Raw genomic sequence first — 14,927 nt, forward strand, 5'->3', positions numbered from 1 at the left:
CCCACATGCCGAACGCCCTGTACGCTCCGCGTCTAGCCATCGCCTTGGTCGCTGCCCTGTCGTTGGCGGCCTGTTCCCAGTCCCAGGTGGAATCCACCGATCACTCTGCCGGCGATGCCGGTCATGCCAGCGGCGAGCACGGCTCGGGTTCGTCGGCCGGCCTGCCGACCGGCCGCGCCGCAGCCGGCGACAAACTCGCGCATACCAAAGGCAAGGCCACCGGCCAGAGCTGTGTCGATTGCCACGGCGCCGATGGCAATGTGCCGCTGGACCCGACCTATCCCAAGCTCGGCGGCCAGTACGGCGACTACCTTGCACATGCATTGCAGGCCTATCGCAGCGGCGATCGCCAGCATCCGTTGATGACCGCCCAGGCCACCGCGCTGAGCGACCAGGACATCGCCGATCTCGCCGCGTACTTTGGCGCGCGCCCGACGCAGCTGCGCGATCTGCACGGCGTCAACTGAGCACGGCGCACGCCGCGTCTCATTCGGCATGAAAAAGCGCTTGCGCGAACGTTAACGCATCGCTATCATTTCGTTCTCAGTTTCGTGGGGCCATAGCTCAGCTGGGAGAGCGCCTGCATGGCATGCAGGAGGTCGGCGGTTCGATCCCGCCTGGCTCCACCAAGTTCCGGACATAGGCCGTCTGGAATCGACAACCAGGTTTGATACGCGTCCCCATCGTCTAGAGGCCTAGGACACCACCCTTTCACGGTGGACACCGGGGTTCGAATCCCCGTGGGGACGCCAATCATCAAAAAGCCTCGGCATTGCCGGGGCTTTTTTCTTGTGTGCTTTGTGCAATGACGGCGCAGTGGTGTCGCACCAGCGACGCGCTTTGTGCGATTGCGTGTTGAAGCGTCTTCGATACTCGCCGGGGTCGCAAGTTCGCTCGAAGTGCGTCATTACGATTGCGCGTGCATGACCCGGCGCTGCGACTAAGAAGCAACGAGCCGCGCCGGAGTCAGACTTCACCAGGTACGCATCTGCGTGCGCCCTCGCCTTTCATGTGCAGCAAAGCAGACGATGTGCACGCTGCTGCACACGTCACCTCGCTTGTCACCGCTGCAGCGACGCAGCGACGAGAACAGCACTTGGATGCAGCGCACGAAGTTGCCCTTACTCGCTTTGCACTTGCGTTCGGGCAAGACCTACATCCTTGTGGCTGCAACCTGCCACGCACTCACTAGTGCGCCACTAACCGATGCAACTTCGCGAACGGCAACCCTTACACGAAAAGTTTCGAGATCACTGCGCATCGCAGCATGTCTGGCTAACCCGATGAGCAAAGCAGTACACACCTGACGCGCGTCGCTTGCTGACGAGATCAGCGACAAAGGGAAGCGCCGCACCAGTGCCCGACACGACACAGCGCGTAGGCCGATCAGAACGCTGGCGCGTTACCGCATGAAAAAAATGTATCCGCACCTCTTCCCAATCCTGTTTCAGATCGCTATCATTGCCGGCTCTCAGCATCGTGGGGCCATAGCTCAGCTGGGAGAGCGCCTGCATGGCATGCAGGAGGTCGGCGGCTCGATCCCGCCTGGCTCCACCAACTTTCGGACAATAGGCCGTCCGCAAGCTGACAACCGGGTTGTTCGTTTATGCGTCCCCATCGTCTAGAGGCCTAGGACACCACCCTTTCACGGTGGACACCGGGGTTCGAATCCCCGTGGGGACGCCAACGACAAGAAGCTCCGCACTGCGGGGCTTTTTTGTTGGGTGACGTTGGAGCATTGCGGATGCACTGGCCGCGCCGGGCGGCGCGTGGCGCGCACCCGGACTGTGCTCCAGTTTCCGAGCTTGGGACTAGCACGCACCCGATTCAGACGTTGCTGCGCGCCGGCGCCACTAGGGCTACTTAAAACCAGTAGCTCCGCTTCTGCGGCCAACGAATCGACTATCGCAACCAGGCGCCAGGACTTCGCTTAGTATCGCCGCGCCAATAGTAGTGCCAGCCTACATCGCGTCAGACCTGCCCGTCATCAAGTGCCTTGCGCCCCTCGTGCGTCAGATCGATATCTGCGTCTTCCGCGTGCGTCGCATAGCCGGCACGTACCGCCCAGTCGGCCTCTTCCTCGCTCACCGGCGTGGTGGCGTGAATGTCGCGAAGAATGCGCAGCTTCTGTTCTGAGTCGATCGCCATGATGGGCACCTGATCTTGAGGGAGGCCTCAAAGGTACGGACCAGGCGTGATGGCTGCGTGCCTGTGCGAACACCACTGCCCCTCCAGAATTGCTCGGGCAGCAACCGCAACAACAACTCCATGCGAGCGCCAAGCATCCATGGCGAAGCATCCCCACATATCGCAGCAGCCCGCCTGCACCCAGCCGCAAAGCGCACCGGTGCACCGGCGCACCGGCGCACAGCGGAACGTAAAAGCCCGCCTGGATGACTCCAGGCGGGCTTTTAGATGTACCGCAAGAACTTGGTGCGAAGGTGGGCAACGAAAACCCATTGATATCAACCATTCTGCGCAGGATGCCCGAAAGATACCGCCAAAGTTACCGCCACGAGGTGGCCGCTTGGGCCATCTGCAGGCAGCCGTTCCCGCCTGCAGATGGCCCCCCGCTTCCCGGAAGAAAGTTGGGATTGACCCTCTTTAGCCGACCAGACGTTGCTGGGCGATGGGCTATTCAGCGCTTGCTGCAAAGCGTGTCCAGTTCGATTTCTTGCACGGTTCCGGGGACGACAGGCAATGCAGCAGGGCGTAATGGGGCAGAAGACGTGCCATTCGAGTTGCCCAGTGCGTACTCAACGCTCATAAGCAGCTTTGCCGTGCGCTTTGCGCAGTCAAACTCAATGCGTGACACAACTCGCTGCAGAGTCCCTTGCCCAGTTCTTGCGATGAGGTGAACACCCCACTGCTGAATCCAGGCAGTCGTGATGCCTGGTGATCTGGATATCGTCTTCGAGTCGACTTGGACGGGATCTCCATATGCGGTTTCCGCAATTTTGATCCATCTTGGATCATTCACAATGATCGCCCGGCAACTCCAGCCGGGTGGGAGGGGCTTTGTACTGTAGGTGACTGGCTCGCCTTCCTTCTTGCAATTGAATACTGCCGTTTGAGCCTCGGCAACGCCGGATGCCAGCAGCCAACCAGCAATGATGAGAAAAACCGCCTTCCACATTGCCGCCCCCATATCCGCGATGATCCGCGATGATCCGCCATTCCGAGCAGGCCAACAGGCTCCGCGAATCCATATTAGCGACTTTCGCCTCCCCGGCTAGCCCTTGTACTGCTTCAAGTTCGAAAGTGCTTTCGCCTTGCCCTCATCGGTTCTCGGGCCAGTGGATCGCCCACCATGGAAGCGGCAGCGGAGCTTGCCTGGCTCTGGCTTCGCCTGGCATGGCTGGCCGTCGCGGTGGCGAGTTGCCCCGCACTTGTTGGCCCGCTGGTACGGCCTTGCGGTGATCTTCTGGTTTCCCGCTCGCCCGGAGTCATACGCATGCGCGCACGCCCGCGATGGGAGCATTAATTCCGGCAGTGGCGCCGAAGTCAAACGCGCCCGCGCGAAATGGTCAGTTAATTCCGGCGTTGGGGCCGTAGCTTTGGGCTGGCCTACTTGGCTGTACTTTACTCCGGTCAGCTCGGCCCACTCGATCAAGATGGCGTCCAGTACCGCGCTATTGGTTGCCTCAATGCTGCGGGGCCGCTCCTGCGCCTGCCGCGCCTCGAACACCGCCAGCGCCCTCCGGCCGGGCATGTAGTCGATGCGGCGCATTGTGGCCCGCCGCTCCCTTTGCAGTTTGGCCAGATGAAGCTTGTCGCCGCTCAGGTATCGGTCGTGCATCACCCACCTCCATGCAAGGGGCGCGCTGTAATTGGTCCGTGGTGGCCCATAGATCTAGCTACCGCTTGGTAGATATCTAGAAGGTGCCCGATAGCCGGGGCACCGAAGCGAGTGAAAGCTGCCCTGTAGGACCGACCACCGGGCCACACTGCCCCGATAGTCGTACCTACTGGCGCGCTCCTTGACCCGATAGCCGGGGCGCACTGCCCCAATGACCGGGGCGAGCATCGCGTTTTCATGCCACCACGCGCAGCAGTCGCACGCACTTTCGCCACATGTTTGACGGGACCACGTTGGGCTTTACATCCAGCTTGCCGCCGCATTCCTCAATGCCCATCCAGGTGAAAGCAAAAAGTGAACACCAGTGCAGGCCACCTTGCCGGGTCTGCTCAATCAATCCAGCGGCCAGCAGCTCCAACAACGCCTTGCGCAGCGTGTCCTTGGACTTCCAGCCACGCTTGTGCATGACAGACCACGCCGCGCTCTGATCTCCGTTGTTGTAGCCATTGAATTGAGCGCCCAGATCCAGCAGAAGCGCACGCGCCTTCATGGAGAGGCCGCAGAACGCTGGACTTTCCAGCACTTCGACACTAACCCGGAAAAATGCACCGCCGGACTTGCGGCCTTTGAAGCGTTCCCGTTTCCTGGCGCTCATCGCGTGCCTCCCCGTATGGCGCCAAGCGCGCGGTGGACGCTCCCAACACCGTCGAAACAAGGCCGGCTCACCGGGAACCCTCCAGCGCAGCGCGTGCTGCATCCAACAGATCGGCCGCATCCACGACGGCCCAGTGTGGCTCGTCGGTCAAGCGCGCCCATGCTTCAAGCTGGGCCTGCGCCGCTTCCATGGCCACCGCCGCCAGATACAAGGCCGCCTCCATCGTGTAGTCTCGACTCGCACCCAGCCTGCCAGCGTGTGCGCCGTGGCCCGCCTCGTGCGGGCTGCGTTGTTTATCAGGGAAGCGCATCAGCCACCTCCCCCTGCATCGCGTACTGCGCTACGCGGCTATGTGGCCGCCCTTGGTCGTCCAGCAACCGAATCAGGCGAGTCACGATGGGGTGCCCCTCCTGCCGCAACTCGAATACGCGGACGCCGGGCACGAACACGTTCAAGTCTCGCCGGGCGTCCAGCGTCGTCACTGGCCCCTTTCGCAACGCGGCCAACAGGCGCGCGCGCTGGGCAGATGCGGAAGTATCAACGATGTTCGCCTCAGGCCCGTTTTCAGCCGCCGGAGCATGCGTGTTGTTCTGGCTCATGGAGCCACCTCCTTGCCGGTGGCCTCGATCAACGCGCGAATGTCCTCGACCCGCCAGGCGGTGCAGCGCTCGCCCAGTTTGACCGGCTGCGGATAGCGGCCGGACCTCACGCCGGCCCACCAAGTGGACCGGGAGACCGGGATCAGGGCTGGGATGGCCGTAGTGTTGGTCTTGGTGTCGGCAGCACGGCCGACGATTTGGGGAAGTCGCAGGAAGCCCGTTGTGGGCAGTGGTGCAAGCTGCATATCTATGTCCGTCACCGCTCCGGGATGGGCGGCGTTGGACTCGAAAACTATGCTTTGAACCTACCTGCTAGTTGCAATTGCAGTCTTCAGCAGTGCAATTGCAGTTGCTTTCATTTTGTTCGCTTTTCCATGGCTTCTCCGACCTTTTTCAGATGCTCGCCAATGGTTCGGCCGGTCAGCTGCAACTCCGGCACAATGGCGGCTATCGTGTCGCCAGCCTTCATGTGCTGCGACAAATCCAATTTCGCATGCTTTGCAAGCGCACCGATGACGCATAGCAACGTCGTGCGCTCGCGCTCATCAAGCGGTTTGTTTGCCTTGGGGGCGATCTCCGGCACAGGCACGATAGCAGCGAGATCGGCAGCGCTGGAGCGATCACGCTCCCGCACAGCCGCGAGCAGCGAAGCAGGAAATGTGTCGAACTGCTGGGCTGCCCATTCTGCGGCAACGCTGGGAACGAAATACCTAGCAGTGCCATACATCCGCGCCGCTGAGTCCGCGTCATCTCTTGGCACGAATGCGAGCCTCTGGGAAAGAGTGCCTCTGCGGATATCGTCCTCTGCACGCAGTATCGCTATCGCTTGCTGGTCGCTTCCATTGACCCGTCCGGGATCGTTCGGCATACCGCGTTCATCGGGCACAAAGCCGCAGCACAGAGCCGCCAACTCTGCCTCGCTCCACAGGTCTTTCTTTGCCCAGTGAGGCCAGCGCTTTTCGCGTGATAGCTTGGCTTCCTTGGCAAGCTGCTTGGCCTTTTCCAAGTCGCTCGATTTCGCAGCTTCAACCTGCGCATTAAGCTCTGCCAAACTCATCGCGTCATAGCGTGCGCGCTGCTTTTCCATCGGCGTAACTTCGTTGGATCGGCCTGCCATCGCTAGATCGCGCTTCCAGCTTGCTTTATCAAGCATGGCATCCAGGCGCATGCCAGATAACGTGGGCACCGGGGGCGGGGCGAGCGATCCGAACTGGCGGCGCAACAGGTAGTCGATCAGTTTCTTTCGGTCGTAAATTTCCGGCATGGCGCACCCTTGCGCCCCTGAAATAGTCCCCACACCAGGCCGGCAGGGTGTCCGGCTTTTCGCCCCGTCGGGCTAGGTGCGGGTGTTCGATGAAAGCTCAGCCCGCCTTGGCCCGTAGCGGCACGACGTTACCGCCAGCGCACAGGCCGTCCAGATAGTCCGCCCAGGCCTGCATCATGCGCACGCGCTCGGGCAGGTACTGCGCCGCATGCGTGTATGCCTCGCGGACCTTGTTTGTTTCGGCGTGCGCCAACTGCCGTTCGATGGCGTCGGCGTTCCAGCCCATCTCATTCAGCCGGGTGGCGGCCATGCTGCGGAAGCCGTGACCGGTCATCTCGTCGCCGGAATAGCCCAGTGCGCGAAGGGCGGCATTGACGGTGTTTTCCGACATGGGGCGATTGGGGCGCAGGCCGGGGAACACATGCTGGCCGCCGCCGGTCAGGGCATGCAGATCGCGCAGGATCGCCACCGACTGACTGGAAAGGGGCACCAGGTGCGACGCCTTCATCTTCATGCGCTCAGGGCGGATGCGCCACATGGCGGCGTCCAGGTCGATTTGGGGTTCAGCCGACATACGTGTAAAAATAGCTCACAAGATTGGATTTCATCCATTGCATCAGTGAGTTAGCGGATATTTTGGCGCACCAAAACTACCCTGCCAATGCCAGTTCAGTCTCATACGGTTCCGGGACCGCCTCCACATCAATCAGGTAATCCCCGAAGCGTTTTACATGGCTGGTCACGTACGGGCTGAGGAACGCCACGTCTTCCCGCGTGATCTTCCACCCCTGCCGCATTAGAGACGTCATGATTCGGGTCTGTTCGACCACGTTGTAGAAGATGACGGCATTGGAGACCAAGTCGTTGTATTGGACGGCCTTCTCCTGCTCGACGGGGTCGTTGTCGGCAATCACCCCTTCCCCGCCGAAGAAGAAATACTTTGCGAAGCCGTTGTAGGCCTCCACCTTGTTGGTCGAGGCGGTGATCTGTTCGCGCAACTCGCGGTTGGAGATGTACTGCAGCAGGAAAAGAGTGCGCACGGCCGAACCGAGCGCCTTGAAGGCCTGGTACAGCCGGTTCTTGCGGCTGTAGTTGCCCAGCTTGCGCATCAGCGTCGAGGCCGCGATCTTGCCGGTCTTGATCGAGAGCACGACCTGCATCAGGTCTTTCCAGTGGGTCTCGATCAGATCCCAGTCAACAGTGTCCCGGAACAGCGCATCGATGTGTTCGTAACGAATGTCCTCATCGGGGCGGAAGAACTTGTATTCGCGCCAGTTGCGGATGCGCGGCATCAGCTGGATGCCTAGCAGATGCGAAAGGCCGAACACCGGCAGCGACTGCCCCTGCGTGTCAGCGTGGACGGTGTCAGGCTGGATGTCGGAGGTGTTCTTCAGCAGGCCATCGATGATGTAGACCGCCTCCCAGACACCGCACGGAATGAAGTGGCTGAACAGCGCGACGTACGTATCGGACACGTGGTGGTAGGCGATGCCGCCGTAGCCGCCATAGCGGATGTGGTACGAGGCGAGCAGATTCTGGTCGTAGAGGTCGTACTTGGTGCCGTCGGCGGCTGCGCTCTTGCCATCGCCCCAGCATTTGGGGAGTTGCAGGCCGGCGTAGCTGTTGATGATGTCCCGACAGGCCGCCGCCAGTTTGTTGGCATCCACATGCCGGCGGTTGACGAACGACAGCATGTGCGCCGAGACGGCGCCACGCAGGTGTCGGGCAGCCTGGGCCGGTCCGAGGTTGCAACCATAGGTGAAGGCGGTGAGGACGTAGCGCTCGGTCGGTTGCTCGATCTTGGCGTCCGAGCCGGACAGAGGACCGAAGTGCCGGGGCCAGCGCGTCCAGTGGGCCACATCGCACAGGATCTCGATGACGCTGCGTTCGCGCATGCGGTCGAGGACGGCGGTTTCCAGGGCACGGGCCCCGCAGCTCATCTCCTTGGCCTTGCTGCGCTTGAGTACCGGAATGCCATCCTCGCCGATGACCACTTGGCCATTCTCCAGATAGCCCTGATCGGTCAGCTCGGCGACCTGCGTCAGGCGCGATTGCAAGGCATTGACGAAGCCCACGGCCGTAGCCGGCAGCCCCACCTGCTTGCAGTAATCCTTCAACATAGGTTCGCACTGGTCCCACGGAAGCAACTGCTCGCGGTAGTCGGCGTAGGTTTCCGATCCGCGCACAGCCACGTCGCCCGATTTCAGTTCGTTGGCCAGCGATGAGAACACACAAACCTCGAACAGGCGCCGGTGGATGCGCTCTTCGCCCTGTTCGGTGCGATGGATGATGGTCTTGCGCCAGAGTTGGGTGGTGAACGCCAGATCGACCGCTTCGTCCAACCAATCGCTGCGGGTTCGTTCCTGCGTCAGGATCAGCTCGATCGCGTCGATCAGCGAGCGGTCCTCCGTGGTCGAGGCCAAGTCCAGCCTACGCACCATCCGCAGGATGGTGGAGCGGTGACTTTTATAGAACGGCCAAAGCAGCGGCAAGTGATTGTCGCCACTATGCGCCGCAATGGCGTTGCAGTCGGCCTGCAACGTCTGCACGCCACCATGGGCGTTGACCAGGCGGCGGATTTCACGCCCCGCCTCGGTGTCGCCGCGATGATGGTCGAGGACGCGGACCACATCCGACATCGTCGCCACGATCGCTTCGGTCTTCTCGCGATAGCGCGCCCTCAGCCGCTCCAGTTCCTCTCGGCCCCGGTTGTGGATGTTCCCCATGCGTTTGATGAACATCTCCGCGAGATCGTCGCGCGTCTGGACCCGGGTCCGGTGGATCAAGCACACCAGTACCGCGTAGCGCTTGGCGGGCCGAAACTTGCGCAGCTCGGAAGCATCCAATGCCCGCGCCTCGGCAGCGAAGTGCTTGCGCTTGACCTCCGGGATGCCCGCCAGGTGCAACTCGCTGCCGACCAATTCGTCCAGTTCGGCGATATGGTCGATCAACTCCTGGAAATGCTGCAGCGAAGAGCGCTTGGGTAGGCGCTTGATCGCGTGCAGCGGGCTCTTCTGACGCCCCTGTTCGACCTGCAGGAGGCCTTCAAGGCGCTGTTTTTCATCGATGGTCAGTCGAGCCTCGATCTGAGCGAAATAGCGCCCGTTGACCAGCGTGCGAATGCGCCGGGTCAGGCGATCCAGTGTGGAGAACGCCGGCAGCTCGACGCGATCACGCACGAGCTGTTCGATGGCTACATTGATCAGGTCCGCCGGGTTATCCATCACCGCAGCGGCTTCGTATACCGCGCGTGCCGCAATCTTCAGCCCGCCGTCGCTGTAGGCCCGGACCTGCAGGAATTGTCGGATCCGGCGGTAGTAGCGATAGCGCGAGGCGTTGGCAAGATTCGCTGGCTTGACCTGCACGCGCAGTTTCAGCGCGCTGCGGATATGGCGCACCACCGCCGGCGGGACTTCGTCCAGCATGGGGAAGTACCCCAGCCGTTGGAAGGTCTTGAGCAGGATCGTCAGCGTCAGGCGGTGCGCAGGCTGCCGGGTGTACTCGGCAACGAAGGCCACCTCAGCGTCGGTTGGCGTGTAGGCCGCAACCAGTTCGCGGACGACCGGGTTGCGCTTGAATTGCGGGTATGCGGTCCGTTCGATCGACGCCATCCAACCCCTCAGGTCGTTGCAGGCCTTGGCAGCGCGGGCGCTTCCGGCAGACTGGCTTCGATGCGCTGGCGGGCGAACGGATCGGCCCCGTCGATGTAGCGCATCGCCGACTGCACGTCTCGCCAGCCGACGTACTCCATCAGCGCCTTGACGTCCCAGCCGTTGGCGTTGGCCCAGCCAGCGAAGCCGCGGCGCAGCGAGTGGCCGCTGTAGTCGTTGGGAGAGCTCAGCCCGGCCTCGCGGAAGATCCGCCGTAGCAGGCGCACCAGGCTGTTGGGGTGGAGCGGGGCGGCGGCAATCCCGCCCCACTGGTTGACCGCGCGAAACAGTGGCCCCTCGTGGAGGGCGGCTGCCATGACCCAGGCCATGGTGGCAGCCACCGGGCACCAGCGCGACAGCGCCGGGACCTTGTAGGTGGTGCCGGCGTGCTGGCGATCGCTCTTGCTGTGCGGCAGGAAGCAGGTCATGCCTTCGCCCGGCACCAGGCGCAGGTGGTTCACCTGGAGACGGGTGAGTTCATCGCCGCGGAAGCCGCGCCAGAAGCCGAGCAGCAGCAAGGCGCGATCGCGCAGATGCCGCAGTTCTGCGGCGCGATCGCCGCGAGAGTGGGCCGCAGCCGCAGCGTCTTCCAGCCATGTCGTGACCTGGCCCAGCTGGGTGAGTTGCAGGGGCGTGGCGCGTTTTTCGACGCTAGGGTGAAGAGCTTGGATGCCCTTGAGCACTTGGCGCACCACGGGCGCCCGGGTTGGGTCGACAAAGCCGTGCACCTGGTGCCACTGCGCCAGTGCTGCGAGCCGGTGCCTGAGTGTGTTGAGCGCGAGTTGCCCGGCATAGGCGGCAAGGTAGCGCGCCACGTTGTCGGCGGTGGCCGGCAGGTGGCCGCCCCACTCGACCTCGAAATGGCGGGTTGCCGCAGCGTAAGCGCGTTCGGTGTTGGGTCGGGTGGCGGCTTCCAGGTACTGCCCAACGCTGATCATCGGCCCCTCCCAGTCGCCCGATGGGCCGGGGTGTACCGGCCCGCGTGCGAGCATAGTCGAAAAATCGGGATTAGGCGGGATAATTCTAGATTATCCCGCGTGAGTTCAACGCGCACCGACGGTCCGTTTTGGTGCGTTGAGTAGTATGTAATTACATGGTATGTAATACGTTACGAAATACGTGGAGTGACGGATGGCAAGGTCCGGGTTGTACAAAAGCGATGTGCAACGCGCCCGCGATCGCCTGCGCGCCACGGGCACGCATCCGTCCGTGGACGCGGTCCGGGTGGCGCTGGGCAACACGGGGTCCAAGACCACCATCCACCGCTATTTGAGGGAGTTGGAAGAGGAGGAAGGGCAAGGCGTTGGCGCGAAAATGGCCGTGAGCGACGCACTTCAAGACCTCATCGCCCGCCTCGCCGAGCGGTTGCACAGCGAGGCCGACACGGTCGTGGCGCAGGCCCAGGCGCGCTTCCAGGCGCAGCTGCAGGAACGCACCCAAGCGCTGGAGCAGGCCCGACACGAGGCCGGCTCACTCATGACGCAGCTGCAACGCTGCGAGACCGCGCTGCAGGCCGAACGCGAGGCGGGCGACGCTGCCAGGAGCGAAGTGGCCCGCCGCACCACCGAACTGGCGCAGCTGGAGGAACGGATCTCCGGTCTGACCGTTCGCGTGGCCGAGCACGACGCCCATGCGAAATCCTTGGAACACAAGCACGAACACGCCAGGGAAGCCCTGGAGCACTACCGCGCCTCGGTCAAGGACCAGCGTGAGCAGGAACAGCGCCGGCACGCGCACCAGGTGCAAGAGCTGCAGGTCGCCCTACGGCAGGCCAACGAGGCGCTGACCGCCAAGAATCACGACCTGATGCAGCTCAACCGAGACAACGGCCAGTGGCTGGAACGCCAGACCCGGCTGGAGCGGGAACTGGCGCAGGCACGCCAGCGGGCCGACGCCCAGCAACGCGAGCACGACGCGCTGCGCCTGGCGGCCGCCGAGCACCAAGTCCTGCAGGTGCGCTGGACCGGCGATGTGCAAGCGCTGGAAAGCGTGCGCACCGAACTGGCTGCGGCGCGGACCGATCTGATCGAAGAGCGCCAGCGCCGGGAACACGCCGAAGCGGACACCATGCGGGCCACGGTACGTCTGAGCACGTTGGAACAACTCCTGGCGCAGCTGCGGCCAGCGCACTCCGTTGGCGAACTCGAAAACGCCATCGCAGCCGGTGCAATGCCCGCAGGCAAATGATCAGCCGCTTGGCGAAGGCTCGGGAATCCTCCGCGTCAGTGCCTTCGTCGTCCCAGCCAGGATTTCGGTGAGGCGGAGCGAATCGGCGCGCTCCCCGCCAGACTTGCTTCTACAGTCATTGCAGGAGATCAAGATGGGGCTATGCAGTTCAAAGCCGAGCGTGGTGGGTTCACCCGTAGCGGGTTCACCTGAGCATTATTTAACCCACACCGCAGAGCAGACCACGCCTTCTACGCCTTCATCCCCCGAGGCGCCCATGTCACCCAGCCTGCATGGCTTGGTGGCACTCGGCTCTTCGAGAACGAGACGGGGTCGCTTCCGGCAGCCAACCCTACAGCCGCACGAAGTTCAGCAGGCGGCCTACCAGCTTGGTATGCGCCTCAACGACAGACCCATCGAAGATGCGCGCGACCGCCAACGCCTTGCCGACGCCACAGCGACGGTGCACGAGACACGACTCGCCTTGCACCGTGGTCGAGGCAATGTCGATAGCGATCTGCGGCTCAGCAACGGACGGAGCGCTACCTACAGCTCCCTGTCTTACTGTCTCGGTGAAAATGACGAAAATTTACTGGCAGGCAGCGCGCTGGCTGCCGGGGCAGGCAACTGTGATCACAATGCAGGGATTAACACACGTCGGCATGCGGTTCGCATGGAGGATGGCGGGCAGATGATGACTGTACGCGACTATGAGCAGACCCACCTCTATGCGCTGTACCAGCCACCAAGCTCGGCAGAGGCGGAACAATCCACTGTAGTCCTCGACTCGTGGGGCGACGGCCCGGCCGTTCTACTAAGGGATTCGCACTGGGCCGAAACGTACGGAACATCCACCAATGTAATTGAACGCTTCGACAAGCGCGATGCAATCGACGCGCTTGCCAGGACAAACGCATTCAGAGCCGAGATCGAGGATCCGCAAACTGATCTCCATGCGAATGCGCGCGACCTGGAGACAGCATTTCTAGCCAACCCCGCACCCGGCGATATCTTTTCCGCGATGCCGGTCATCGCGCCCGAACTGGCCCAGAGCACGCGTCAAAGGCTGCAAGAGTACTCACCGCGGACGCGTCAAGCTCTAGCCGCCGATGCTGCGCGGCAGGCCTATGGACTGGATAACGCACAGCCCATCTCGCCGCGCACAACTGCTGCGATCCTTGAAGATGCAGAGCGCCTGGATGCCTTGGGTCGCCCCCCCTTGAGTTGGTGACGATGGATCAAGCCGGATGAGCGTCGGCACGTCCATGATGCCACCGTAGGGCGCTTGGGCGCGCTACGCGCCCAAGCGCGGCCAGGACATGCGCGGTGCTATAGGCCGGACCTGACACGTCGCCAACGTGTGGCGAGAGGTGGACGCCGAATTGCGGCTCTCCGTGTTGGACCTGGTGGCGCACGTGCAGCAGTAGCCCAGCATGAGGGTCAGCAGGGCGTCGTGAGGAATCCTTAGCTGACAGGGAGTTAGCTCACTTTTGGCTGTGTTTTACACGAATCCCTGCCGACCCTCAGGTAGTGGATGAGCCGATGGAAGCGCCTTTTTATCCGGCAACTTCATGTTTTCACAAGAGAAATCGGATTCTGCGAGTCATTTTTACACGTATGTCGGCTGAACCCCGATTTCCTCCCATTCGGCCGCGCGCAGTTCGCCAGGGCGAACGAACACCAGCGGGGCCAGCTTCAAGGCCGCATGGGTCACCGGCTGCCCGCTGAACCCGTCAATGGCGCGCAATAGCTGGCCGATCTTGGCCGGCTCGGTTACAGCGGCATGGTGGCGCGCCTTGGCAGCTTTGAGCGCGCCCCGCAGGCTGGCGGTGGGATCGATCTCCGCCTTGCCTTCCAGCATGGCGTAACGGAACACCTGCCCTGCCTTGATCTTTGCGCGGGCGGCTGTTTCCAGCTTGCCGGTGGCTTCGATCTTGCGCAGGGCGTCCAGCAGCTCGCGGGGCGTGATCTCGCCGACAGGGCGGGAACCGATCTCGGGAAACAGGAAGGTTTCCAGCAGCCAGCGATTCTTCTCCGCCGTGACTCGTGCGACGGTCTGGCGGGCCATCCACTCCCGGGCCACCAGCTCGAACGTCTCGCCAGCGGCATCCACCAAGGCGGCCCGCTCCTGCTTGGCCTGCTTCCGTTGCTCGCCGGGGTCCACCCCAGCAGCCAGCAGCTTGCGCGCGGCGTCGCGCTTCTCCCGCGCATCGGCAAGGCCGGTATCCGGGTAAGTGCCCAGGCTCAGGGTGTTGCGCTTGCCCGTCACCGGGCGCCGGTAGTCCCAGCGCCACCAGCGGGCGCCATCCGGCCGCATAAGCAGGTACAGGCCGCCACCATCACGCAGTTTGAACGGGACAACTCCGGGCTTGGTCTTGCGGATGGCGGTATCTGTCAGCGGCATGGCGGTAACTTTCGGCCTTGGCGAGCGGTAACCACCGCTGTTACCGCCAAAGCTACCGCCACTTACCGCCGGATTTCAACGCATGTCGCTGGACGCAGTTGGACCAACAGACACAAAAAAACCCGCCAAGTTGCGGGTTTTGTTGAAGTTTCTGGACGCTACTGGACATCCTGAAACGATGCACTGGTGCCGAAGGTGGGACTCGAACCCACACGCTTTTAAGGGCGGCGGATTTTGAGTCCGCTGCGTCTACCGATTCCGCCACTTCGGCGTGGCCGCGCAGTATAGCGAGTTGTCAACGAAACGAACAGTGTCAGGAATTGCCTGACGAATTCATCTGCCAGCAGCATCAGCAACGCGGCGCTCAGCCTGGGCCGATATACTCACCGG

At 62.6% G+C, this 14,927-nt stretch carries 14 protein-coding genes, 5 tRNA genes and 1 pseudogene; 7 read left to right on the plus strand and 13 right to left on the minus strand.

Translation table 11 applies throughout. The features are described from left to right. Positions 1-5 precede the first annotated feature (5 nt). The 5 genes from ACD584_RS14755 (at position 6) to ACD584_RS14775 (ending at position 1,686) form a co-directional block, all read left to right on the plus strand. Positions 6-467, plus strand: a complete 462-nt coding sequence (locus ACD584_RS14755) for a cytochrome c (RefSeq protein WP_043877747.1) — start codon at positions 6-8, stop codon at positions 465-467. An 86-nt stretch (positions 468-553) separates the two neighbouring features. Next, a tRNA-Ala gene (locus ACD584_RS14760) sits at positions 554-629 on the plus strand. 47 nt (positions 630-676) lie between these two features. Continuing rightward, positions 677-752 (plus strand) — tRNA-Glu (locus tag ACD584_RS14765). Positions 753-1,481: 729 nt separating this feature from the next. Continuing rightward, a tRNA-Ala gene (locus ACD584_RS14770) sits at positions 1,482-1,557 on the plus strand. A gap of 53 nt (positions 1,558-1,610) precedes the next feature. After that, a tRNA-Glu gene (locus tag ACD584_RS14775) sits at positions 1,611-1,686 on the plus strand. Positions 1,687-1,971: 285 nt separating this feature from the next. Here the strand turns inward: ACD584_RS14775 and ACD584_RS14780 are convergent. The 11 genes and pseudogenes from ACD584_RS14780 to ACD584_RS14830 all read right to left on the minus strand — a co-directional run. Beyond that, positions 1,972-2,148 carry a hypothetical protein gene (locus tag ACD584_RS14780; protein WP_011037297.1) on the minus strand — a complete coding sequence of 59 codons (177 nt, stop codon included), beginning with the start codon at positions 2,146-2,148 and terminating at the stop codon, positions 1,972-1,974. 490 nt (positions 2,149-2,638) lie between these two features. Next, complete coding sequence (locus ACD584_RS14785; protein WP_139328342.1) at positions 2,639-3,136, minus strand: surface-adhesin E family protein; 498 nt, start codon at positions 3,134-3,136, stop codon at positions 2,639-2,641. Between the two features lie 96 nt (positions 3,137-3,232). Beyond that, the gene (locus ACD584_RS14790) at positions 3,233-3,799 is read right to left on the minus strand and encodes an HGGxSTG domain-containing protein (protein ID WP_053054266.1); all 567 of its coding nucleotides are present in this window, start codon (positions 3,797-3,799) and stop codon (positions 3,233-3,235) included. Positions 3,800-4,034: 235 nt separating this feature from the next. Further along, positions 4,035-4,454, minus strand: coding sequence for a hypothetical protein (locus ACD584_RS14795; protein WP_053054265.1), 420 nt, complete (start codon positions 4,452-4,454; stop codon positions 4,035-4,037). 67 nt (positions 4,455-4,521) lie between these two features. Then, a complete protein-coding gene (locus tag ACD584_RS14800; RefSeq protein ID WP_169789561.1) occupies positions 4,522-4,665 on the minus strand; it encodes a hypothetical protein in 144 nt (47 codons plus the stop codon). 85 nt (positions 4,666-4,750) lie between these two features. After that, the gene (locus tag ACD584_RS14805; RefSeq protein WP_053054264.1) at positions 4,751-5,053 is read right to left on the minus strand and encodes a helix-turn-helix domain-containing protein; all 303 of its coding nucleotides are present in this window, start codon (positions 5,051-5,053) and stop codon (positions 4,751-4,753) included. Continuing rightward, positions 5,050-5,298 carry an AlpA family transcriptional regulator gene (locus ACD584_RS14810; RefSeq protein ID WP_053054263.1) on the minus strand — a complete coding sequence of 83 codons (249 nt, stop codon included), beginning with the start codon at positions 5,296-5,298 and terminating at the stop codon, positions 5,050-5,052. Before ACD584_RS14810 ends, ACD584_RS14805 begins: the two co-directional genes overlap by 4 nt. A gap of 110 nt (positions 5,299-5,408) precedes the next feature. Further along, the gene (locus tag ACD584_RS14815) at positions 5,409-6,317 is read right to left on the minus strand and encodes a hypothetical protein (RefSeq protein WP_076035703.1); all 909 of its coding nucleotides are present in this window, start codon (positions 6,315-6,317) and stop codon (positions 5,409-5,411) included. Between the two features lie 97 nt (positions 6,318-6,414). Beyond that, the gene (locus ACD584_RS14820; protein ID WP_372357304.1) at positions 6,415-6,891 is read right to left on the minus strand and encodes a tyrosine-type recombinase/integrase; all 477 of its coding nucleotides are present in this window, start codon (positions 6,889-6,891) and stop codon (positions 6,415-6,417) included. 76 nt (positions 6,892-6,967) lie between these two features. After that, positions 6,968-9,928 (minus strand): Tn3 family transposase, encoded by a 2,961-nt coding sequence (locus ACD584_RS14825; RefSeq protein ID WP_076035702.1) that lies wholly within the window; start codon positions 9,926-9,928, stop codon positions 6,968-6,970. A gap of 20 nt (positions 9,929-9,948) precedes the next feature. After that, a pseudogene (locus ACD584_RS14830) lies at positions 9,949-10,905 on the minus strand (site-specific integrase); the annotation flags it as partial. Between the two features lie 193 nt (positions 10,906-11,098). On the opposite strand from ACD584_RS14830, the gene ACD584_RS14835 reads away from it, so the two are divergent. Further along, positions 11,099-12,154, plus strand: coding sequence for a DNA-binding protein (locus ACD584_RS14835; RefSeq protein WP_076035700.1), 1,056 nt, complete (start codon positions 11,099-11,101; stop codon positions 12,152-12,154). A 133-nt stretch (positions 12,155-12,287) separates the two neighbouring features. Then, complete coding sequence (xopE, locus tag ACD584_RS14840) at positions 12,288-13,364, plus strand: XopE/AvrPphe family type III secretion system effector (protein ID WP_076037677.1); 1,077 nt, start codon at positions 12,288-12,290, stop codon at positions 13,362-13,364. Between the two features lie 378 nt (positions 13,365-13,742). On the opposite strand, the gene ACD584_RS14845 is transcribed toward xopE, so the two are convergent. Then, positions 13,743-14,537: an integrase arm-type DNA-binding domain-containing protein gene (locus tag ACD584_RS14845; RefSeq protein WP_228438024.1), complete on the minus strand. Its 795-nt coding sequence runs from the start codon at positions 14,535-14,537 to the stop codon at positions 13,743-13,745. A 184-nt stretch (positions 14,538-14,721) separates the two neighbouring features. After that, positions 14,722-14,808 (minus strand) — tRNA-Leu (locus ACD584_RS14850). Positions 14,809-14,927: the final 119 nt, after the last annotated feature.

The organism is Xanthomonas sp. NCPPB 2922, from assembly GCF_041520885.1.
In the GTDB taxonomy this organism is placed as follows: domain Bacteria; phylum Pseudomonadota; class Gammaproteobacteria; order Xanthomonadales; family Xanthomonadaceae; genus Xanthomonas; species Xanthomonas campestris.